Source organism: Embleya sp. NBC_00888 (assembly GCF_045207655.1).
In the GTDB taxonomy this organism is placed as follows: Bacteria; Actinomycetota; Actinomycetes; order Streptomycetales; family Streptomycetaceae; genus Embleya.
The window spans coordinates 845,469-867,872 of the sequence record NZ_CP108785.1 but is presented as its reverse complement, the minus strand read 5'-3'; the positions used below and the strand labels follow the sequence as shown (position 1 = coordinate 867,872).

Sequence of the window (22,404 nt, the reverse complement as noted above, 5' to 3'; positions counted from 1 at the left end):
TCGGTTGGTGGCACCGTCGGGTCCTGCGCCGCTTCAGACGCGTGTCGACCGAGGGATCGCCGTCATGGGCGCCGAACCCCGAGCGCACGCCGATCTGCCGGCCGCGCCGCACGGATGGCCGGACCGGTCTGCCCGGCGAGAGTGCGGCGTCGGGTACCCGCGCCTTGGCGTACGTGCGGTCTCTCGGCTCGGTATGCTTCGCGCCACACCGCGTGCGAGCGGGCAAGTCATCGAAGTGCCCCTGAAGGGCTAGGAGTTCGTGACGACCGCCGCCTTCCATGCCTGCGCCAGACGCCCCGCCATCGCTGCCTGGTCCCAGAGCTCGGCTGGGTCGTCCGGCATGGCCGCGTCGTAGAACGGCAGGCGGGCGGCGTACGGCAGCTCCCGCGACACCCGGTCGCGACCGGCTCTGGCCTCGGCCGCCTTGAGTCGGAGGGTCTTGCGCACCTCCGGCGGCAGGAAGTTGTGGCTGCCGCTCTCGATGTGGGGCAGGCCGGCCATCAGCAGGGCCGCTCCGGCGCGGTCGAGGCCGGTCGCGTCGGCGAGCCGGTCGGCCGCGTCGGGATCAAAGGGGACCGGGCCGCGTCGCTTCAGCTCGCTCAGCAACCGGTACAGCCGCTCGCGCGTGGCCCACCCGTCGGGCACCGGTCGGCTGTCGATGAAACCGGCAGGGCGCGGCATGGTCACGTGTTGCAGATATGCCGCGATCTCGTCGGCGGCGCCGGAGTGCGCCCGGCCCCAATCGTGATAGCGCATCGCGATGTCCAGCGGCATCAGCGCACCGTCCGGGCCACGCAGCGCGACACGCTTCTCGGCGTCCAACAGCCCACGTTGCAGACCCGGTTGGACCAGCGGTGAGCGGGCCCAGAACCGCAGCAGGTCCACCAGCGCGTCGCGGTCCGCTGCGCCGGTGACGGCGCTCACCGCACGGACCGCCAGGCCACCGACCCGGCCGGCCAGCTCCGTCCAGTCGCATCCGGTGGAATGGTTCAGCCAGTGCTCCATGGCGGTCTCGCTGTCGATGGTGCCGGCGAGGAACGCCGAGGCGAGCTCGATCTGCACGATCACGCCGGAGGCCCCCGACGCCGTCCGGAGCAGCCCGTCCAACGCTTGGTCCAGGTCCTTGGGCTGCACCTCGAGGCGCGGTATCGCGGGCCTGGTGAGGCGGCGTACGAGGGTGTCACGGGAACGAAGCGTTTCCACGGCCTCGCGGACGACGCCGGCGACGCCACGCACCAGCAGTGGATGGCTGATCTCGGGCAGCAGCGACCCGATGGCCTCGTGCAGCCGCTGCTCCGAGGTGGCCGCGGCTTTCAGCAGCCGCCGCACGGTGTCCTCGGAGGTCTGCCGCAGCGCGGCCGAACCGGCGGTGTCGCGCGGCGTGAGGAAGTGCCAGAAGGCGGACGGGGGCATGAGCCGCGTCCCGGCGGCGACCAAGGACGGCTCGTGGGTTGTCCACCCGGTGTTCATGCGTTCCGCCGCCCAGTAGAGCGCACCGGTGTCGGCGTCACGGGCGAGGACCGGGTCGTAGAGGCGGTTGCCCCCGCTGAGCACCAGCGGGCGGTCGGCGCCCGGTATGTCGAGCAGCCCCCATACGGCGGTGACTCCGCTCCCGTCGAACTCGCCCCGGACACCGTCGACGCGCTCATAGCGCACGCGTCCGGTGGTCCTGTCCTCGGTGACCCGCAGGCCCACATGCGTGCCATTGCTGCCCAGTGGAGAGCCGTCGACCCCATGCGGCAGTGGCGCCAGATACGAGGATGTGAAGTCCCAGCGTTCGCCCTCGCGCAGCAGGGACGGGTCGAGGAAGTCCGGAGGATCGGCGACGTCGAGCTTGCCGGTGCCTTGATTGATGCGATGCAGCTCCGAATCCGACCCATCCGCGGTGTGCCACCAGAAGTCCTGTCCGTCGTGGAACATGTGACCGTGGGGGCCGAGTCGCCGCTCGCGGGGTTTGAGGACTGTATGCCCCATGAACCGCCGTCCGTTCGGTGCCAGGAAGGTGTAGCCGTGGGTCGCCCTTCCGCCGTAGTAGTACGACTTCCAGATCCCGGGTCGTACGGTGAACGTCTCATCCGGCGTGTTCGACCAGTAATGCGTCTGTTGGCCGTTGATGTAGTGGCAGACCAGAAATTCTCCGTCCGAGAAGTAGACCGCGGGATCGTGGGAGAACTGGGCGGCTCCGCGCGGTACTCGCAGCCTGTGCTCCGCCATGCGCCCACCGGGTCCCACCGCGATCGCCTTCCTGCGGTCATGGACGGTCAGGATTGGCCAGCTCGCCCGGCACCAGCTCTCGCCGTCGAGCTCCGCGGCGGCCTCGTCCAAGGCCTCCCAGCCCAGTTCGTCGAGGATGCCGGCACGGAGTGTCCGGGTCAGCGGCGTCGCCATGTCGATCTCGGTCAGTGGCTCGGCCGGTTCCGGCATCGGTGCCGCGCCGCGCGCGGCGTCCTCCAGCCTGCGGAGGGCCGAGATCACGTCCTCCAGGCCGCCTGTCGGGGCCGTCCCCAGTGACGCGGCGAGGGTTTGACTCGACGTGGGCTGCACGGGCTGCTTCGGAGAGATCATGCCGTCGACTATGACAGCGCCTGCCGACGGCCTCCCGCGCATCAGTCCTCGACGCAGGCGCGAAGCGGGAGTTGCACCAACGGTTCACCGAGCGATCCCGCGCCGTGAGGTGCGTTCGGATCCGGGCACGCACCACGTCCCCCGCCCCGACGCCCGCGGACGTATCGGGGGTGGTGAGCAGGGTCGTCCAGGATCCAAGGGACATCCGCACCGGTACCGGGTCCTCGGGTCAACGTCCCCTGGCGAGCGCCGAGAGCAGTTCGACCGCCAGGGCGTCTCGCCTGACCCGGCCTCCCCGCGACACACCCCCCTACGCACCGAGGTGCTCGGCAGGCGGGTGGAGCGGAGTCCGGGCACGATCCGGGTTCGGCTTTGGGTGAACGGCGCGTCGACGGAAGCGTGATCTTCCGCGTCTCGTCCGACACGTTCGGCTTCGCAAGGGTCACGCTCGAACGACATGCCGGCGGTCGTCCGGCGTAACCACGCGGTTGGCAATATCGTGGCCGGCTGGAAAGGGACGTTCCGCGACGGCTTCGGCGGCGCGGAGAGTTTCGCCGGCGCACGTCGGGCAACCCGCACGGCTCAACAGGTGAAAGCCAAGGTGCAACATGGACATACCCTCACCGTCCACCGGGACATCGCCCACCGAGGCCTTGGACGGCGAGCCGATGGGCGGCGTGGAGGAGGCGCTCGTCGAAGCGCTGACCGGGGAGGGCAGCGTCGGCTTGGTCCTGCTGGACGGCGATCTGCGGGTCCGGCGCGGCAATGTCGCGCCCGAGCGGTTCCACGGCCTGACGATCCCCGTGGGGAGCCGGGTGGACGCCCTGGTGTCCGCCGCGGACGGGGACGGGCTCGTCGCCGCCCTGCGGCGCGTCCTCGAGACGGGAACCCCGCTGCTCTACCACCCGCAGTCGATACCCACTTCCGGCAACCCCCGTACGCGCCTGGTGGTTTCGCTGTCCGCGTTGCGCACGGGGGGCACGGCGGGTCGACCCGCCGGCCTGGTCCTCGCGTTCGCCGACATCTCGGAGCAGGAACGCGCCCGGCGCCGCCTGGACCTGCTGTTCCATGCGGCGAAGGCCATCGGCGATTCACTCGACGTCGTGACCACCGCGCGTCAACTGACCGCCGCCCTGGTGCCGGAACTGGGGGACATGGCGGTCGTGAACCTCGCCATCGAGGTGTTCGACGGCGATGAGCCACCCCAGCGCGGCGGTGCGGACGTGGGGCTGCGAAGGGCCGCCATCAGCTCGGCGGGCGTGGACCACTCGGCTCCCTACGTGCCCGTGGGCGAGAATCTGCCACGTGTTCCGGACAGGGACATCCGGTCGCAGTACCGCCAGGGCGAGATCCTCTCCGTTCCCGACCGGGCCACGATGCTCGCGGCACTCGGCGGCGATACCTGGGCGTTCGAGCGCCTGGCTCCGGCCGGCGGCAACGGCTTCATGGCCACCGCCATCGTCGCCCGGGGGCTGATCCTGGGCAGCATCGAGGTGTGGCGCCGCGAAGGAGCGGAGCCGTTCGACGACGCGGACGCACGCCTGTTCCAGGAGATCGCCTCCCGCGGCGCCTTGAGCATCGACAACGCCCGTCGCTACACCCGCGAGCACACGGCCGCGGTCGCACTCCAACGCAGCCTGCTGCCGTCGGCCTCCACCGACACGGCGGCGGCCCGTACCGCAGGCTTCTACCTGCCCACGGGCACCGGATCGGGCGTCGGCGGGGATTGGTACGACGTCATCGAACTGTCCTCGCTCCGGGTCGCGTTCGTGGTCGGGGACGTGGTGGGACACGGACTGCGGGCGACCGCGCTGATGGGCCGACTGAGTACCGCCGTCCAAACCCTCGCCGACCTCGAACTCCCGCCCGACGAACTCCTGGCGCACCTCGACGACATCGTCCTGCGCCTGACCGCGAACAGCGACGAGACGCACGACGACATGCCGGCCGCGACCTGTGTGTACGCCGTCTACGAGCCCGTCACCGGCCGCCTGGCCATGGCGAGCGCGGGACATCCGCCGCCCGCGCTGGTACGGCCCGACGGAACGGTCGAGTTCGTCGAGGTCGTGCCGGGCCCGCCCCTGGGCGTCGGCGGAATGCCGTTCGAACTCACCGAGATCGACGTGCCACCAGGCAGTACCCTCGCGTTCTACACCGACGGTCTCGTGGAGTGCGGGGGCGACATCACCGCCGGGATGGAGGCCCTACGCCGGGGGCTGGTCCCGCTTCACGACCCCGCTCGGGACCTCGACGAAGCCGCCCACAAACTGGTCGCGAAGATCGGCCCGGCCAACCCGTCCGACGACATCGCCCTGCTTCTGGCGCGGGTACGAACCGTGGCCTCCCGCGACGTCGCGTCCTGGGAGATCCCCGCCGACCCGGCCGCCGTCGCCGGCGCGCGTGAGCGAGTCACCCGACAACTCACCGCGTGGGGGCTGGAGGACGCGGCCTTCACCACCGAACTCGTCGCCAGCGAACTCGTGACCAACGCGATCCGCTACGCCGGCGGGCCGGTGGTGCTACGACTGATCCGCGACAAGGTCCTCGTGTGCGAGGTGTCCGACCCCAGCAACACCCAGCCTCGGCTGCGGCGTGCCAAGTGGAGTGACGAAGGCGGGCGAGGGCTGTTCCTGGTCGCCCAACTGACCACCCGGTGGGGCAGCCGCTACGGCCCCACGGGGAAGACCATCTGGACCGAGCAGCCCCTGGGCGGCATCATGCCGTAGGGGCAGTCGTGGCCCCGGTGGGCACGGTGCTCGTGCACTGCCGCGGTGTCGGCTTCGGTGTTCAGTCGGCCGCCGAGCGAGTGCTCGGACGGGTCGGGGACATGGGTTCCGGACGGCGGGCCTCGCCATGGTCGTGGCGCCGTCGGAGACCTTGCCGCGTCGGGTCCGATGGGTGGGTTCGGGGTTCCTGCTCCACCCGGATACCGGACCGGGTGTTCGGGGGAAGGGCTGTTCATCCTCGGGTCCGGCATGCGCCGACGTCGAGCCCGGGGCACGTCCGATCAGGTCGGCGTTTCTCCCTCGGCCGCCCTTCGGCTCAGTGTCGCCTCCATGGCCGCGGTGACGTATTCGAGCAGTTCCGCCAGGTCCGAGCGCCGGCGGCCGGACAGGCCACTGAGGATCTCCTGCATGAGCGCGTAGCGGTCGCGCTGGATCCGGCGGCTGATGCGGCGACCCGCGGTGGTGGCCTGGACGATGACGTACCGCCGGTCGCCCTCGTCCGGCCGCCGTTCGGCCAAGCCGAGTTTGAGGAGGCGGTCGATCGTGCGGCTGGTCGCGCCCCGGTCGATGTCGAGTGCCTCCGCGAACTCGTGCATGCGCCACTGGGGCCGTGACGCGAGGGTTTCCAGCGCGTCGACCTGGGTGGGAGTGAGTTCCCTTCCGCCGGCGCCGTACAGCGAACGCGCCAGCTCGGCGTGTGCCGGGCTGCGGGAGAACTGCTGGATGGCCCGGATCACGCGGTCGCCGGAATCCTCGCCGCCGGCGTCGGCGGCGGCGGATTCGGCCGGGGGGCGGGAAGCGTTCGGTGTGCTGCGGGCACGGCGATCAACCATGGCAGAACGGTACCGGTCGGCCGGTGATTCCCCAGGTCCGAGGTGTCTGTTCACATTCAAGGAATGCCCAGGGCAACTCTTGCCTTAGGCATCTATTCCGGATACGTTGCGGGCAAGGAACGGGCGACGCCGTCGGAGATTCCCCGGCGTTTCGCAGGCTCACGAAGGCGCCGCGGCACGCCGGAAGACCCGCCGGCCGTCGTGGACGTCACGGCGGCCTCCACAGAGCACCGTCCGGGCGCGGTGTGCACCCGCCTCCGGCGCGTCCGGCACCGAACGCAACGACCGGGAGAACAGACATGAGTACCAACGACATCGCCGTGCGCGGTGGGACGGTTGTCGACGGCACCGGCGGACCTTCGCGCCGCGCCGACATCGGCATCCGCGACGGGCGTGTCACCGAGATCGAGGACACCGTGAGGGGCCGGCGCGAGATCGACGCCACCGGGCGCCTCGTCGTGCCGGGCTTTCTCGACATCCACACCCACTACGACCCGCAGGTCCTGTGGGACGGGCTCCTGACGCCGTCGTCGTGGCACGGGGTCACCGCAGTCGTGGCCGGCAACTGCGGCTACAGCCTCGCCCCCGCCCGCCCGCAGGACCGCCGATCGCTGCTCGGCACGCTGGAGATGGTCGAGGACATGCGCGGCGCGACCCTCGCGGCCGGGGTGGCATGGGACTTCGAGACCTACCCCGAATACCTGGAGGCCGTGCGGCGGCGCGGTACGGCGATCCACTTCGGGGGATTCGTGGGGCACACCGCCGTCCGCACGTACGTGATGGGCGAGGAGGCCTACGAGCGCCCCGCCACCGACGACGAACTCGCCCGCATGCGCGGTGTCGTCGCCGACGCGCTCCGCGGCGGCGCCCTCGGATTCTCCACCGACCGCGCCGGCTTCCACCTCGGCGACGGCGGCCGCCTGGTGCCGTCCATGGTCGCCACCCAGGAGGAGGTCGAAGCGCTCGCGTCCGTCACCGCCGAGGTCGGCCTCGGCATCGTGCACATCGCGACCGGGGAGAACTACCGCTGGGTGTACGACTTCCAGCGCCGCCTCGGCCGCCCGCTGACCTGGACGTCGATCCTCACCTACCCGGAGGGAACGGCCTCCCGGGCGCCGTACCGGGACAAGCTCGCCGATCATCTGCGGGGCCGCCGCGGCGGCGCGGACGTCTGGGCGCAGGTCACCTGCCGACCCATCACCCAGGAGTTCTCCGTCGCCGAGCCGACCTCCTTCTACGCGCTACCCGCGTTCGCCGACCTGGTCGCCGCGCCCGTCGACCGCCGCCACACCGTCTTCCGGGACCGGACCTGGAGGGCGCGTGCCTGGGACGAGTTCGAGAGCGGCCGGTGGCTCGACCCGCGCTGGCAGACCATCACCGTCACACACTCGCCCTCGCGCCCGGACCTGGTCGGCGCGCCGGTCGCGGCGATCGCCGCCGAACGCGACACCACGCCCTTCGACGTCATCTGCGACCTCGCCCTCGACGACGATCTGGCGAGCCGCTTCACCGTCACCTTCGCCAACGACGACAAGGACGGCGTCACCACACTCATCCGCGGCGAAGGCTGCATCATGGGCTTGTCCGACGCCGGAGCGCACGTCGGTCAGATCTGCGACGCCGTCATGCCCACCGACTTCCTCGCCAACTGGGTACGCGACCGCGACGTCCTGCCGCTCGAACACGGCATCCACAAACTCACCGGGGAGATCGCCGACGTGCTCGGCGTCGACCGCGGACGGCTGCGCCCAGGGGGCCACGCCGACCTCGTCGTCATCGACTACGGCGCCCTTTCCCCGGGCCCGACCCGGCGGGTGCGCGACCTGCCCGCCGACGGAGAACGCCTCATCGCCGACGCGCCCACCGGACTCGACCACATCCTCGTGGCCGGCGTCGCGATCCGCGAGCACGGCACGCAGGTCACCGACCGCCTGGACCGCCTGCCCGGCACCCTCCTGCGCAGCGGCGCCCGGGACACGGAGTGAGCACGCTGCCCGGGACACGGAGTGAGCACGACGCCCGGGACACGGAGTGAGCACGGCGCCCGGGACACGGAGTGAGCACGGCGCCCGACGACCGCTTCGCCCCGCCACGATCCGCGTCACGAACACGGACCGGTCCAGCCGCTTCCACCGGGACACCCACCGCGTCACCGAAGCGCGCGAATCGACCGTCGACCACTCGCCCTCGTTCGAGGAACACGGCACCACCGACGCGACGCCGCACGCCCTCTCCCTCCGCCGCGACGGTGCGGTCGTCGAACTCGACGACCGCACGACCGCGCTCGGCACCCCCATCGGCGCGCACCCATCACCGCGCCCCGAATTCCCGGAGGCTTCCCAATGGCTGACCTGCTCGAACGCATCCTCGCCTACGCCGGTCCGAAGGGCGACCTCGTGCTGCGCGGCGAAGTCCCGACCGGCACGAACCGGTTCCACATTATCTCGGTCGACGACCATCTCATCGAAACCCCCGACCTGTTCCGCGACCGCGTGCCCGCGCGCATGCGAGACGCCGCGCCGCACCTCGAACGCGACGCGGCGGGCAACGACTGGTGGGTGTTCGAGAACGAACGCGTCCCGCTGCTCGGCTCCGACGCCCTCCGCGGCTGGGAAGCGGGCAAGGGCTACCTCGGCCCGGTCAACTTCGACGAGCTGCACCCCGCGACATACGACGCGGGCGAACGCGTACGTCACATGGACGCCGCCGGCATCGCCGCACAACTCAACTTCCCGTCGGCGCCGTTCGGCTTCGCCGGACGCCGCTTTCTCACGATGAGGGACCACGACCTGGGCCTCGCCTCCCTGCGGGCCTACAACGACTGGCTGCTCGACGCCTGGATCACTCCGTACCCCGAACGATTCATCGCCTGCCAGCTTCCTTGGCTCGGCGACCCCGAACTCGCCGCCGCCGAGGTCCGGCGCAACGCCGAACGCGGCTTCGTCGCCGTCACGTTCAGCGAGAACCCGGAGCGCCTCGGGCTGCCGTCCCTGTACAGCGACGCGTGGGACCCGTTCTTCCGCGCGTGCGAGGAGACCGGCACGGTCGTGAACCTCCACGTCGGTTCGTCGTCCGAGACGATCGTTCCCTCCCGCGACTCGACGGCCGCGGTCCTGGGCGTGCTGTTCCCGATCAACTCGATGGCGGCCGCCGCCGATTGGCTCTTCGCCCGCATCCCGGTGCGCTTCCCGGACATCAAGATCGCCTTGTCCGAGGGAGGTATCGGATGGGTGCCGATGTTCATCGACCGCATCGAGTTCATGGGCCGTGACCTCGACTACCGCGCCGACTTCGGGATCCACTCGCCCGTCGACTACCTGCGCCGCAACTTCTGGTTCACCGTGCTCTCCGACCCCGCGACCATGCGACTGCGACACCTCATCGGCGTCGATCACATCATGGTCGAAACCGACTACCCGCACCCCGACTCCACTTGGCCGGACAGCCAGGAAGTCCTCGCTCGACAGTTCGTCGGCGTCCCGGACGAGGAGGTCGAGCGCATGACTCACGGAAATGCCGCGGCGCTCTACCGGCACACCGTCGCAACGCCCTGACCCGACTGCCCGGCCTGCCCTTGCCCTGAACGGGCAACCGGCACCGGGCCATGCCCGGCGGGGCTTCGAGGTTCTTGGATTCCTTGTTGGTCAGGTCGATCCGATGACGGCCCGGAAGCGGTCCCAACTCCGCGCCGTGCACGAGGACGTCGCCGGCTTCCTTGAAGGAGGAAACGGTCCGCAGGTCGGCGACGAAGGTGCTGTCGAACGGCCGGGGGCCTTTTGCCGCCGCAGTGTGGTCGCCGCGGCGGTCATGCCCCTGCGTGGAGATAGGCCGCCCACAGAAGGGGGACACCTCTGCGGTCCAACGGAGCCGGCAGGCCGTGACCGTCACGCACACGGCGTACGGCGTGATGAAGTGCGCGGGCAGCCCGGCCGGTGTCGACGCTGCCGGACTTCGTCCGCAGGGCGGTGTAGAACAGGTCGGCGACGGTGACGGCAACCCGGTCGTCGATCTCCCACAACGTGCCGATCACGTGGGGGAATCCGGCGAGTTGAAAGGCGGAGGTGAGATGGATCGCCTCGTCGAGCAGCTGAGCCGTGTCACCCGCAGCGGTGTGGCAGGCGGACAGGTAGGCCAGCCTCGCCTTGCGCAGATTGACGGGCGCCAGGTTGCCGACCGTCAGCGGGGCGGTTGCGTGGTCGTGGAGCAGTAGAAGGCTCTTCGAGGGATCGCGGACATCGCTGTAACCGTGGCAGGCGAAATGGGCGATCGCGCACTCCGGAAGTCGATCGAGGACGTTGTCCTTCGTAGGCGTCGGCGCTGTCCGACTCGTGGACTCCTCGGACGGCTGCGGTTCCCGGAGCAGTACGGGCCCGGGTAGACGGGTCTGCAACATGGTGACCTCTGCGTCCACGCTCCTCAACCGTCCGAGGTTCGGCAGACCGGGGGTGGTCGGCATCGCCACGATCAGGCTTTGCACCTTCGCAAGGTCCTCAGGCACGGAGGAAGCGTCACGTTCGCGGGCGTAGCGCAGTGCGCGCACTGTGGGCGTGTACGAGGAAACGACCCGGTCCATCACCGTGCGGCAGTCGGGATCATCGGCGGAGTCGGCATGGTAGCCCGCGGCATGCAAGGGCAACAGACCGAGCAGTCCACCCGGTACCCACCACACACGCGGCCAGTGCTCCTCGTTGCTCCCGCCCTCGGCCGCGGGTCGAGCCGGATATCCCAGAGTGTTCAGGACAGGGCCGGCGGCTGCATCCCACAACCACTGCAGGATCTCCACGAGCACGGCCTGCGCCTGCTGCCGTTCCGAGAGGTCCGCCCCATGCACCGCCAGGTGCCGAGCCCGACGGAAGCCATTGGCCTGTTCGAGAACGCCGGCGGGGGTGAGGTCGGGCAGTTCAAGGCTGGTGATGTGCCCTGCGGCGAGCAGGATGGCGTCGCTGCGGTGGTCACTGACGTTGAACACCACCACCGGGCCCTGGGATGCCTGTGCGAGGAGTTCGTCAGGGGCGGGTGGGAGGGCGAAGGACGAGAAGCCGTCCAGGCCACGGATCTCTTCGAAGACGGCAGTCAATTCCTCGACCAGTCGATGCCGGACCGCGCGCTCCTGCAGTTGCTCGGGAGCACCCGCGTCGTTTTCCGCCATGCCGGGGGCCGACCCGTGGACGGGAGAATCGAGTCGCTCACGCAACTCTGCGAACCGATGGGCGAGTTCGGGATGGTACTCGCGTAGATCGGTGAGATCGCTCCGTGTATCCAGGGCCTGCCCCAGCAAGATTGCCCGGCCTGCCTCCAGAACTCCCAGCGCCCGCGCGGCACGCTCGCCGGCGGTCCCGTTCGGGGCGGCGAGAATCAACGCGGCGGCCGTACCGGCCAACCCGGCGAACCGTCCTACGGCATGTTGTTGGTCCCCGCGCTCCAGACGGCGCGGAACCACCTGGGGCAGAAGCCGCACTGTCGCCTCCGCTACTTCCGCTGCCCGCGTGAGGTCGTCGGATCGGGCCATCAAGTCGGCTGCCGCAGCCCCCGCCTGGATACGCAGCGACGGTGCTGCCCCTGCCGTCCCCCAGGTTCGCAGCCAACAGGACACCGCCTCATCCAGGTCCGTGGGAGCATCGCCTCGCTCAATTCGGGTGCGCAGCGCGAACGCCAGGTTGAACAACCTCCCGGCGCGGGCGGGGTGGTCGTCGGGAATTCGGCCCAACGCCTGACGAAGGTGGCTGATGGCGACGTCCAGGTTCTCCGCCGCGCCCGTTCGCCTGAATCGCGTCCAAAGCGCGCCCCCGAGGTTGGACAGCATGGCGCTGCGGTCGGGGTGGTCGGCGGGGGTGGCGGTCACCGCGCGGTCGAGGTGGTCGATGGCGGTGTCGAGATCTTCCGCGTGGTGGGTGCGTTCGTATCTCCTCAGCAACGCGCCCCCGAGATTGGACAGTCTTCCGGCGCGTTGCGGGTGGTCGGCGGGGGTGGCGGTCACCGCGCGGTCGAAGTGCTCGACGGCGGTGTCGAGATCCTCCGCGTGGTGGGTGCGTTCGTAAATTCTCAGCAACACGTGCCCGAGGTCGGACAGTCTTCCGGCACGTTGCGGGTGGTCGGCGGGCGTGGCGGTCACCGCGCGGTCGAGGTGGTCGATGGCGGTGTCCAGGTCCGCCATGGCGCCGGCCCGCTCGAACCTGCTCAACAGCGCCTTCCCGAGGTCGGACAGTCCTTCGGCGTGTTGCGGGTCGTCGCCTGACGTCACGGACACCGCACGCAGTTGATGGTCGATGGCCGCGTCCAGGTCCTCGAGAGCTCCGGTGCGTTCGAAACGGATCCGCAAGGCCCTTCCCAGGCTGGACGCAGCCCGTGCGTGTTGGGGAAGGTCTTCGGCCGCATCGACGACGGCGCGCCTGAGATGGCCGATGGCGGTGTCCAGGTCCTGCAGGACTCCGGTTCGCTCGAAGCGGCCCCGCAAGGCATTTCCCAGGGTGGAGAGTATGGAGGAGCGGTCAGGGTCGCCGGCGGGGACCCCGGACAACCCCTGCCGGAGGTGCGGTATCGCCTCCTCCAGGTCCTCCAGGGCACCGGTGAGCTCGAATCGGGCTACCAGGGGGAATGCGAGATTGGTGTGCATGGCGGAGTATTCGGGGCGATCCGTCGGAGCGGATGCCAGTGCCTGCCGATGGTGATCGATGGCCTGGTCCAGATTCTCCAGGGCATCGGTGCGCTGGAACAGGAGCCGCAGAGAAAACCCCAGATTGGACAGCATCAGCGCGCGGTCGGGATAGTCCTCGGGAGCCCGGGCCACTGCTTCCTGCCCGGTTGCGATGGCGGTGTGCAAATCCCTCATGACATCCAACCGCTCGAATCGAAGCCGCAGGGCGAGCCCGACGTTGGACAACATCGCGGCGCGGTCGGGGTGGTCGGCGGGAACGTCGGCCGCAGCCTGCCGGCCCGCCGCGATGGCGTTGGTCAGATCCTCCAGATCGCCGAAGCGCTCGAATCGGATCCGCAGGGCGTTTCCCAGGTTGGACAGTCTCCCGGGGCGCTCGGGATGGTCGCCGGGCGTTGTGTCTGTGGCCTCCCGAAGATGCCCGATCGCGGCGCCGAGGTCGGCTGGGGTTCCGGTCCGCTGAAACCGGGTCAGCAAATTGTTCCCGAGATCGGACAGCATGACGGTGCGGTCGGGATGGTCGGGGGGAGTGTCGGCCAGCGCCGCCTGCCCTGTGGAGATGGCGCCGCTCAGATCCTCGAGGGCGCCGGTCGACCGAAACCGGATGAGCAGCGCCAACCGGAGGTTGGACAGCCCCTGTACGCGGTCGTCTCGATCGGTGACAGGAGCGATGACTGCCCGCCGGAGGTGGTCGACGGCGGTGTCCAGGTCGTCCGCCGCGCCGGTGCTCTGGGCCCGGGCCAACAGGGCAAGCCCGATGTTGGTGTGCAGCGCGGCGCCGTGGGGGTCTTGTTCGGGAGCGCTTACGGCGGCCTCCCGGCCCTCCGCGATGGCGGAGTCCAGGTCGTCGTCGGCTCCGGTCCGATGGAAACGGGTCAACAGGGCGGACGTGAGGGTGGTGTGCATGGCGGGGCGATCGGGGTGGTCCGCAGTGGCGGCGGCCACCGCCTCCCGGCCCACTGCGATGGCGGAATCCAGGTCCTCGTCGGCTCCGCTCCGGTGGAAACGGGTCAACAGGGCGCCCCCCAGATTGCACAACCTCCCCGGCCGGCCGGGATGGTCTTCGGGAGTGGCTTCCACCATGCGCTTCCACAAAGCGACCGCGCCGGAGAGCGCTTCCGGGGTGGACCTGCCCAGCGCGTACTCGAGTACTCCGACAGCCAAAGGAGTTGCCGCATCGGCGAGGGCCGGCAGCAACCGTCGTGGCAGGTCGGCCACTCCGGCGGCGAAGCACAGGGTCAACGCCCCGACGGAATCCCCGAGATCGGCGTCTCCTTCACCCGCGGGCAACGCCAGGGAGCGGTACCAGTGGAACCAGCCGAGTGCCGACCACGCTTCGAGGTCACTCTCTGGGCAGACGTCCGCGAGGGCTCGGGCTTCACGGAGAGCCTCCGGCCGCAACGCAGACGACGGATCGTCACTCTCATCGATTCGCCGCAGTCGCGTCCGCACCGCTGCCAGTAGCTCATCACGCATGGCCACCCCGATCGCTCGACCGCGATGTTAGTGGCACAACCGTGAAGTACTACCGAACTACCGGGATATGCCCATTCTCGCTCGGCGGCTTGGGTAGCGTGGACCGTCGGCGCGCCGACCCCGGCGGGCCGGGGGGAGCCGCACATGACCGACACGGAAGCGATAGCCCTCGCGCTGGCCATCGTCTGCTCGAGGGCCGAGGAGATTCGCACGCGTCTGCGCAACAGCCCGGTCGGCGGCGACGCCGCTCTCGAAGAACTACTGACCGCGGCACGCGGTGGCGGGCGGACAGCGGACAGGCTGGACGTGCTGCACGCGATCCTGCAAGCCCTGGGCGATGCCCGGGGCCTGTACGCCTACGGCGACGACGGGCGCGTGGAAAACCGCGATGTGCACGCGGCCGGCCTCGGACGAGTGGAAAGCGCCACCGACCTGGTGTACCTCTGCCCCGACTCCCGGTGCACACGCTCCTGGTGGCCTCAAGGGTCGGCGCCCGTGCCACATTGTGTGGTCAGCGGAAGCACGCTGCGCCGGGACAGGTTGTAGCCAATGAACGGCCTGCTTGCGGAACTTGGCAAGAAGCTCGCCGAACGATGGCTGTCCCTTCTGGTCATGCCGGGCGCCCTCTACCTGGCCGTCGCCGTCAGTGCCCACACCCTCGGTCACACCCACCCGTTCAGTCTCCACACCCTGACCACCCAGATCACCCAATGGGCCAACGCGCCCGCCGTCCGCACCGCCGGAGGGCAAGTGGTACTGCTGGCCGCGGTGCTGGCCGGTGCCGCAGTCGTCGGGCTGGCCGCGCAGGCGCTCGGCTCCCTGGCCGAACAACTCCATCTCGCCGCGGACTGGCGCTCCTGGCCTGCCGGCGCCCGCCACATGGCCCACCGGGCCACCGAACGCCGGCGCAAACGCTGGGAAGCAGCCGCCGACATCTGGCGTCGTCACCGGGAAGCAGCCCGGGCGGCCCGCGCCCGTGGCACACGGGCCGACCCCGCCGCACGGCACGCGGCCCGTGCCGCGATGACCCGGATCTCTCACGAGTCTCCTGATCGCCCCACCTGGAGCGGCGACCGGATCCATGCCGCAACCGTGCGCTTGGACCGAGACCATCACCTCGACCTGCCCATCCTGTGGCCGCATCTGTGGCTCGTCCTTCCGGACGCCGTCCGCTCGGAGATTTCGGCCGTTCGTCAGAGCCTGATACGTGCCACCACACTGAGCGCATGGGCGCTGCTCTACCTCCCCCTGGCAGTGTGGTGGTGGCCGGCCACCGGAATCACGGCAATCCTCGCCGTGACCAGTTGGCGTCGCACCCGCGCCGTCGCCGACACCTACGCCACCCTGCTCGAGGCCGCTGCCCGCGTCCACGCCCGCAGCCTTGCCGAACACCTCGGCCTGACGACCGCGGGTCCCCTCACGCACGTCTCGGGCGACACCCTCACGCGCCATCTGATCGGCGACACTCGAAGCACGCCCCCGGTCGCGTGCAACCGGCATCCGCCCCGGCTTTGAAGCGACGACGGTTGATCAAGACATGATCGACGGCATCGGAAGCCCCATGGATTCGGCCGGGCCATCGACACCGCCGGCCGCTTCCGTCTGTGCCGGTGAGTACCACCCCGCGCCGAGCGACGACGATCCGCTCACGTTCGCCGCCGATTACGTCCGCGTCCACCGGTAATTACGCCCGGCCACGCGAAGCCCCACCGCGCCCACCGACCCGGTCCTCGCGTACCGAGCCCCGAGGCGGCCGGAGTTCCAATACCGCGGTGGGGTTTCGCGTCTCGTGTCTTCTCGAGATCGAGGGTGGGCGGCGATCCCGCCCGCGTTCACCCGGCGTCGTCCGGTCCGGCCCGATTCCCGTCGAGATGGGGCGACGGGTTACCGGTCGATGTTGTCGAGCGCGTCGAGTGAGTCCAAGTCCACCAGGGCGTTGGTCGTGCGTTCGATGATGCTGAGGCTGGTCTCGGACGGTTGCATCTTCGGTTGGAGGGGGCCACGTCCGATCGTGTACAACCAGGCGAAGCAAGGATAGAACGTCTGACGACGGTAGGCGAGCCACGCCGTGTCGAAGTCCGGTGCCTTGACGCCGGCCGTTTCGAGCTTCTCCAGGTAGAGGCTCAGCAGATCCTTTTCCCAGCTGCGCCGGTCCTCCACCGCCAGTGCGGTGGTGACGGTGTAGGTGTAGTCGAAGGCCCAGTTCCCCCGCATGACGACCTGCCAGTCGGTGAAGCCCATCCGGCCGGCGGAGGTGATGTATGTGTTGCCGACATGGCCGTCACCGTGCAAAAGGGTCTGCGGGCCCTCGTCGGCGACCCGAAGCGACGCTTCGAGCCCTCTATAGAGAGAGTCGAACAAGGGTGTCAGCGCGTCCGGAATCACGGCTGCGGCTCGTTGCGTGCCGACCTTGGAGCGCTTCCGCATCTGAATCAGCCGATCCAGATTGTGGAAGTGATCACTGGGTTGCTTCAACCAGGAGGCGTGCTCGGAGAGTTCGGGGGCCTCCCAGTAACGCGCGTGCCAGGTGGCCATACTTGCGACCAGATCCTCGATCTGCGGGCGCGAGACGGGCGTTCGGGGTGTGCAGAACGTGGCCCCCTTGGTCTCGCCGAGGTCTTCCATCAGCACGATCGACCGTCCGGACGCCTTGTCGGCGGCTCCGTGGTATCCATGCGGCGCCTCGATGTCGAGATCGTTCCGCAGGTGCTTGAAGAACCCGGGTTCTCCTTCGAGGACATCCGCCAGTCCCAGTGTCAGGCGCTGGGTGAAGGAGGCGGTGGTCTTCGCGAAGAGTGTCTCCGGCAGCTCGGCACGGCCGCCCGCCTCGTTGTACGTGACGTGGATGCGCAGGCGGGTGGACGTACCGCTGGTCGCGTCCTCGACCCGGAACGACTCGATCGCCGTGCCGGGATGCCCCTCACACAGGACCGTCGTCAACCATTCCCGGGTGATCTGTCGGCCGGAGACCGGCACATCGGCCGGCCCGTTCACACGCGGCGACGAGATTCGCTCCAGGAGGAAGTGGCGGCCGTAGCGCAGAACTCCCTTGGCCATGTCGAGGGCGGGACTACCGGCGTGTGTTCGGGGTGCCATGAGCGTCCTTTGGGAGATCGGGTCGGGCTGATGCCGTGCTCGGCGGATGGCGTCGACATCGGGACGACTGGGTCGTGGCGGTCCACACGTCGGGTGCGAAGACGCCGTCGGACAACGGGACTTCACCGTGACCGCGAACCCCTCCGGCGACGGTCGGCCGGAAATCGACTCACGATCCGCCGGATTGGGGCAACCGTGGCCGATGGCTCCACCGGGACGCGCAAGGGGTGCGGTTCGGCCCGCGACGCCGTGACCGAGCCCGTCCGTGAACCGGCCCGGAGCCACACCGTGGCCCCGGGCGTTCGCCACGTCGGCGGCAGACTATCCAGAACATCTCATCGAAAAAACGCAGAGGTACGAAATGCGCTACCGCTGTCCGAAACACGAACGCTGTGGCTCAATTGTGGCGCGTCGCCACGCGGCTGTGATCAACTTTGCCGGCAGGCGCCACGGGTTATCCACACGGCCCCCGCGGCTTCGGCTTGCGATGCGGTACGACGATGAGCCCGGTTCTTCCAGAGGAAGGACAGCGTGCCCGAGGCATGGAAAACCATACGGGGGCGGTGCGACACGACTCCCGCGCCCGTCGGGGTTCACAACGTCGGACAGCGGATTCGCGACTTGTCCATGGCAGCTCGGCAACCGCCCTAGCCCCACGAAGAGAGCATGAACCTACTCAATCGGGCGCACGGCCCGCGGAACCGAACCAGGCGCCGCGCGTCGATCCGCACGCTTCTGATAGTGCTCACGGTCATCCCCTCCCTGACGTTGTTGCTGTTGTGGGGCTTCACAACGCAGCGCTTGTGGAAACAGAGCGACAACCTCAACAACCAGTACAAGCTCTCTCAACGGGCGGGGTTCCCCACGCTCCTGGTCCTGGGGGCACTGCAGGAAGAACGGCGGCTCAGTGCCGCGTGGCTCACCGCGCCCGACGATCCGCGGACCCTCGGGGCCCTCAAAACCCAACGGGCGCAGACCGATTCGGTCGCGGCCCGATTCGAGACGCTCGCCCGGAAGGGATTGCCGGACTCACTCGGCGACGTTCGGCGACATGCGAACACGATCCGCAGTGCCCTGTCGCTGCTGCCGGAGGCGCGCTCCCGCATCGATGCCCGCCAAGGCGGGCAGACCGACCTGCTGCGCTTCTACGACAATGGCGTGAATCTGCACGTCACGATGTTCAACGCGTTCACGTATCTCGACGACGGTCCGTTGGTCTTCCTGTCCCAGATGCCGGTCAACGCCTTCCGCGCCGACGAGATGATCGCGCGCGAAGACGTGCTGCTGATGTACTCGCCGAGGAACGGCGTCATGCCGGCCGCGGAATACGCCGAGTTCCTCCAAGTCGTGGGCAGTCGACGTACGTTGTACGACCAGATGCTGACGTTCACGCCCAAGGACCTTCGAGACGCGTTCGTCGCGATCACCAAAACTCCCGCCTGGGAGCGGATGGTCGCCGCCGAAAACGCGATGATGAGCGCGCGTCCGGTCGTCTCCGCGAAGGAGCAGGGGTTCACCGTCCCGGTACGGGCGGCCGAGTGGCGCGCGGCCATGGACGAAGTGAACGCGGCGCTCGACCGGTTCGCCAATCAAACAGCGCTGCGGGCCAACGGCGTCAACAAGGACAGGGCCGACGAACTGGAGCTCACCGCGCGGCTGGTGGCGGTCCTCGGACTCCTCGCGGTGGTTGTCGTGGCGGTTCTCTGCTGGCGCATCACCCGCTCGCTGCGCCGCCGACTGCTCAGTCTCCGGTCCGCGACCGTGGAACTCGGCGAGGAGCGCCTGCCCATCGTCGTCGAACGGCTCCGCCGGGGGGAATCGATCGAGGAGGCCCGCGCGGCTGCGGGTGGCGCCGAACTTCCCTACGGCAACGACGAGATCGGTCAAATCGCGCACGCGTTCAAGGCGACCGAGCGGGTCGCTCTCGACAGCGCCGAGCAACTCGCCCACGAACGTCAGGGCTACGCCAAGGTCTTCTACAACGTCGCCCTGCGCACCCAATCCCTGATCAGTCGTCAGCTCAGTGAACTCGACGGCATGGAACGACGCCACCAGGATCCGGACGTCCTCAAGGACCTGTTCACCCTCGATCACCTCGCGACCCGCGTCCGCCGGTACGAAGAGAACCTCGTCATTCTGAGCGGGCACCAACCGCGGCGTCGGTGGAGCAAGTCGGTGCCGGTGATCGACGTCGTGCGCAGCGCGCTCGGCGAGATCGAGGACTACGAACGGGTGACGGTCACCGCGGACGCCGACACCGCCCTCGCCGGGCCGTCGGTGGGAGCGGTGGTCCACCTCCTCGCGGAACTGGTCGAGAACGCCATTTCCTTCTCGCCGCCGAAGACGCCCGTGCAGATCCGTGCGTCCAGCGCCGCCAAGGGCGTCGTGATCGAGATCGAGGATCGTGGTCTCGGCATGTCCGACACCGAATTCGACGCGATCAACGCCAACTTGGCCAATCCGGCCCCGTTCGAGGTGGTGGCGCTCGCGAAGGACGTGCGCATCGGCCTGTTCGTCGTCGCTCAACTCGCCGCGCAGCACGACATCACGGTGACCCTGCGGAGTTCACCCTACGGAGGGACCCTCGCCATTGTGTTTCTCTCAGGAGAAAGGAACGTCAAACCATCGCCGGAACAGGGTGACGACGAGACCGGCCACCGCGAGGAATCGGTGCTCGAACCGAGTGGCGCCCGGGTCGAGATCGACGTCGCCGAGTCGTCCCAGGACGCCCCGGCTACCGTGATCGAACCGCCCTCCTCGCCGCAGCGACAGACCGTCACCGTGATGCACGCGCGGGGCGAGGAAGAACGACCCTCGGGGCGCAGACCGCTGCCACGGCGGGTACCCCAGGCAGACCTGCCCGCACCACTGCGGGGGGAGGCCCCGGTACCGGAACCGGCGAAGGAGCCACGCGAGTCGGCCCCGAGGTCCCCCGAATCGGCAGCCGCGATGGTCAGCGCCTTCCGGACCGCGTCCGAACGCGCCCGCGCGGGACACCAGGCCCCACACGTAGTCCGGACGGACGCCGCGCCGGCGCCGGACGGAGATCCGATCGACAGCACATCGGCGATTGAGGAACCACGATGAGCCAGCCCACGACCGCCACGAACAGCCGACTCGACTGGCTGCTGACAGACCTGGTCAAGCGGGTTCCGCGGACCAGGCACGCCGTCGTCCTGTCCGAGGACGGCCTGATGATCAGCCAATCCGAGACGTTCGGACGCGACGACGCGGAACAGCTCGCCGCCGCCACCTCGGGACTGCAGAGTCTGGCGCGGAGTATCGGACGGGGGTTCCAGGGCGGAGCCGTCTCCCAGACGCTCATCGAGATGGAGGACGCCTTCCTCTTCGTCACCTGTGCCGGCCGCAGCGCACATCTGGCCGTTCTCGCGGACAACGACGCGGACGTCGGCATCGTGGCCTTCGAGATGAACACCCTGGTACAGAAGGTCGGTGAATTCCTCGGCACGGCTCCTCGGGACGACGCCGACGACCCGTCGAGAGGTGGGCATGGGTGACCGACCTCACCGAGCCGGCCTGGGATGACGAGGCCGGACCGCTGGTCCGTCCCTTCACCTTGACGCAAGGACGCACCCGGGCCGCCCGGGACGACCTGACGCTCATCACCTTGGTGACGACCGTCGAGAAGGACGCCGAAGGAGCCCCGGAACGCCGGGAGTTGTACCCGGAGCACATCGCGATCCTGCGCATGTGCCGTGAGCCTCGGGCCGTTGCGGAGATCGCCGCGCGTATCGACCTGCCGGTCAGCATCGCGAAGGTGATCATCGACGACCTGTTCGACGCCGGGCACGTCCACGTCCGCCCACCGGTCGCCATGGCCCGGACCCCCGACATCGAGATACTCAGGAAAGTGCGTGATGGTCTCCGCAGACTATGACACGGGCGGTGAGGGTGTCCCCGCGAACGCAGCCGCCGTCAAGATCCTCGTATCGGGCGGCTTCGGCGTCGGCAAGACGACACTCGTCGGCTCGATCAGCGAGGTCCCGCCGTTGCGCACCGAGGAGGTGATGACCTCGGCGAGTGCCTGTGTCGACGACCTCGAAGGCATCGAGGAGAAGGTCACCACCACGGTCGCACTCGACTTCGGTCGTATCACCGTCAACGACGACCTCGTGCTCTACCTCTTCGGCACACCGGGCCAAGAGCGCTTCTGGTCCATGTGGAACGACCTGGCGGTCGGTGCGCTCGGCGCGGTCGTCCTGGTCGACTCGCGTCGGCTGGGCACCAGCTTCGGCAGTATCGACTTCTTCGAACGCCGCGGCATTCCCTTCGTCGTGGGGATCAACAACTTCCACGGCCGGATGGAGTACACCGAGGACGAGATTCGCGAGGCACTGAGCCTGAATCCTCGGGTGCCGAGCATGGTCTGTGACGTCCGCCGCCGGGAATCCTGCCGTGACCTGCTGCTTACCTTCGTCGAGCACATGTTGGCCGAGGCCGGCGCCCCCGGGTAGCCCGCCGCGATGGCTCCGCCTGTTGTCCGAAGTCTTCGGAGGGCAGGCGGAGCCGCGAGCAAACGAGCGCGCGCGACGCGGCGTGCGCCGGCCGCGAGGTGGTGGTCGCGGGCCTGCCTGCCCGCATCGTCTTCGGATCCTTCGGATCCTTGGGCGATCGTTGCGCACGGCGCGGCCGGCGCCCGAGGGGAGGGGCGGCCGGCCGCGGCGACGGGGACGGGGACGTTCGAGCCCACACACGAACACACCGCGCACCACCCTCGATCACCCGCGCGAGCGGCCGCCCGCCGCGCCGGTCTCGCGACGCGCGGCCCGTACTCGCCGACGATCTCCCGGACTCGGTCGACCACGATCGGCCGGCGGACACGCTCTCACCCCCGACCACGCGAGCACCGCCTACGTCCGTAGGGTTACCCTCGCCCAGGAGGAACGCGGGCCGATTGCGCGCGTACGCCACGGCTGCCTCGACGTGTGGCACCCGACCCGCGTCGGGAAGGCCTCGGGCGGCACGGCCCGACCGCGCGCGGCGACCGGTGAGGCCGCACCGCACGCACGCCCTGGCCGCGCACGCCCTGGCTGTG

General features: G+C 69.4%; 13 protein-coding genes. 9 read left to right on the top strand and 4 right to left on the bottom strand.

Features of this window, described 5'->3' with window-relative positions; genetic code table 11:
- Positions 1-249: 249 nt before the first annotated feature.
- On the bottom strand, positions 250-2,565 hold the full coding sequence (locus OG948_RS37945) for a hypothetical protein (protein WP_331769527.1): 2,316 nt from the start codon (positions 2,563-2,565) through the stop codon (positions 250-252).
- Between the two features lie 608 nt (positions 2,566-3,173).
- Between OG948_RS37945 and OG948_RS37940 the strand changes: the two genes are divergently transcribed.
- On the top strand, positions 3,174-5,291 hold the full coding sequence (locus OG948_RS37940) for a SpoIIE family protein phosphatase (RefSeq protein WP_331769526.1): 2,118 nt from the start codon (positions 3,174-3,176) through the stop codon (positions 5,289-5,291).
- A 281-nt stretch (positions 5,292-5,572) separates the two neighbouring features.
- Here OG948_RS37940 and OG948_RS37935 read toward each other — a convergent pair whose 3' ends face one another.
- On the bottom strand, positions 5,573-6,124 hold the full coding sequence (locus tag OG948_RS37935) for a MarR family transcriptional regulator (RefSeq protein ID WP_331769525.1): 552 nt from the start codon (positions 6,122-6,124) through the stop codon (positions 5,573-5,575).
- A gap of 299 nt (positions 6,125-6,423) precedes the next feature.
- Between OG948_RS37935 and OG948_RS37930 the strand changes: the two genes are divergently transcribed.
- Positions 6,424-8,109, top strand: coding sequence for an amidohydrolase family protein (locus tag OG948_RS37930; protein WP_331769524.1), 1,686 nt, complete (start codon positions 6,424-6,426; stop codon positions 8,107-8,109).
- Positions 8,110-8,466: 357 nt separating this feature from the next.
- Positions 8,467-9,678 carry an amidohydrolase family protein gene (locus OG948_RS37925; RefSeq protein ID WP_331769523.1) on the top strand — a complete coding sequence of 404 codons (1,212 nt, stop codon included), beginning with the start codon at positions 8,467-8,469 and terminating at the stop codon, positions 9,676-9,678.
- Between the two features lie 251 nt (positions 9,679-9,929).
- On the opposite strand, the gene OG948_RS37920 is transcribed toward OG948_RS37925, so the two are convergent.
- Positions 9,930-14,018, bottom strand: a complete 4,089-nt coding sequence (locus tag OG948_RS37920) for a CHAT domain-containing protein (RefSeq protein ID WP_406300519.1) — start codon at positions 14,016-14,018, stop codon at positions 9,930-9,932.
- A 378-nt stretch (positions 14,019-14,396) separates the two neighbouring features.
- Here OG948_RS37920 and OG948_RS37915 point away from each other — a divergent pair, with 378 nt between their 5' ends.
- Entirely contained in the window at positions 14,397-14,798 is a 402-nt protein-coding gene (locus OG948_RS37915) for a hypothetical protein (protein ID WP_331769521.1), read from the top strand.
- A 3-nt stretch (positions 14,799-14,801) separates the two neighbouring features.
- Positions 14,802-15,767: a hypothetical protein gene (locus OG948_RS37910; protein WP_331769520.1), complete on the top strand. Its 966-nt coding sequence runs from the start codon at positions 14,802-14,804 to the stop codon at positions 15,765-15,767.
- A 369-nt stretch (positions 15,768-16,136) separates the two neighbouring features.
- On the opposite strand, the gene OG948_RS37905 is transcribed toward OG948_RS37910, so the two are convergent.
- Positions 16,137-17,348: a phosphotransferase gene (locus OG948_RS37905; protein WP_331769519.1), complete on the bottom strand. Its 1,212-nt coding sequence runs from the start codon at positions 17,346-17,348 to the stop codon at positions 16,137-16,139.
- Between the two features lie 741 nt (positions 17,349-18,089).
- On the opposite strand from OG948_RS37905, the gene OG948_RS37900 reads away from it, so the two are divergent.
- Genes OG948_RS37900 through OG948_RS37885 form a run of 4 tightly spaced genes read left to right on the top strand, consistent with a single transcriptional unit; the run spans position 18,090 to position 21,823 of the window.
- Complete coding sequence (locus OG948_RS37900; protein WP_406300518.1) at positions 18,090-20,435, top strand: nitrate- and nitrite sensing domain-containing protein; 2,346 nt, start codon at positions 18,090-18,092, stop codon at positions 20,433-20,435.
- Positions 20,432-20,866, top strand: a complete 435-nt coding sequence (locus tag OG948_RS37895) for a roadblock/LC7 domain-containing protein (protein ID WP_331769517.1) — start codon at positions 20,432-20,434, stop codon at positions 20,864-20,866. Before OG948_RS37900 ends, OG948_RS37895 begins: the two co-directional genes overlap by 4 nt.
- On the top strand, positions 20,863-21,246 hold the full coding sequence (locus tag OG948_RS37890; RefSeq protein ID WP_331769516.1) for a DUF742 domain-containing protein: 384 nt from the start codon (positions 20,863-20,865) through the stop codon (positions 21,244-21,246). Before OG948_RS37895 ends, OG948_RS37890 begins: the two co-directional genes overlap by 4 nt.
- The gene (locus OG948_RS37885; protein ID WP_331773427.1) at positions 21,227-21,823 is read left to right on the top strand and encodes an ATP/GTP-binding protein; all 597 of its coding nucleotides are present in this window, start codon (positions 21,227-21,229) and stop codon (positions 21,821-21,823) included. Before OG948_RS37890 ends, OG948_RS37885 begins: the two co-directional genes overlap by 20 nt.
- The last annotated feature ends 581 nt before the right edge of the window (positions 21,824-22,404 follow it).